Genomic DNA, 929 nt, shown 5'->3' on the forward strand with positions numbered 1-929 from the left:
CCGGAATCAGAATAAATCTGATCCCGGTTTTTTTATCTTTGCTATTTACATATGTATCTCTTTATTCAGTCTGTCATAATCTGTGTTCATGATCGAATGCGATATCTGACTCTTTCGAATCTTCCATATCTTCCGTTATGTCCTGAGACTGTTTCATGTCAATGCCTACACCAGAGGTCCTCCGGTAGGTCCTACAACAACCGCCGGGCTTCCTGCAAGTGCCAGTGTGCACTGTGCCGGAAGTGTAAGGATGACTGATGTTCCGTTGATCTGATCCGGTGTGAGGGCTAATGTAACCATATTTCCGCTTGCATCAAAATAAGAACATAAGATGATGTCACCTTCCTTATAGTTCTTGAACTCAAGATAAGCTGTTACAAACCCTGTTGCATTGTCTGCTGTGAATGTAAAGCTGTCCTTTATCTCAGCATTTTCCGGAACTGATACATACTGTCCGCTCATATCAAGCATACCTGTAGCTGCGAAAGTACTGAGCGTTTCTGTAAATGCTCTGTTCATGTCTGCTGATGCGGAACCGACATGGATATCATTCTTCTGATCTACTCCGTTTACCATCATGGTCTTCGGTCCGACAGTTACGTTCTGTACGCTGTTGTCACTGCTTGTACTTCTTCCGTTGTCGTTATCATCAGATGAGCCTCCGCCGCTTGTTCCGTTAGACCTTAGGTTCACGCCTACATAAACACCTCCGCCTCTCGGAACTACCAGATAGTACTGTCCTGATGCATCCTGTAAAACTTCTACATTTGTTCCACCGTTAACTGTATAGAAGCTATCAACGCTGTAACCCGCAGGAACATCAACTCTGAGAGTTACTCTTTCATTTTCATGAGCTGTACGTGATTCCGGTGTCAGATTGCCTTCTACCTTGATGATATAGTTTACGATCTCTGCGGCATTTTCAGGAA

General features: G+C 44.0%; 1 protein-coding gene. It reads right to left on the minus strand.

Annotated elements, in window-relative coordinates; translation table 11 throughout:
* Nucleotides 1-165: 165 nt before the first annotated feature.
* Nucleotides 166-929, minus strand: a 764-nt coding sequence (locus BXO88_RS16655; protein ID WP_168171762.1) for a hypothetical protein, incomplete at its 5' end; no start/stop codon positions are given.

It is taken from the genome of Oribacterium sp. C9, from assembly GCF_002007235.1.
GTDB lineage: Bacteria > Bacillota > Clostridia > Lachnospirales > Lachnospiraceae > Oribacterium.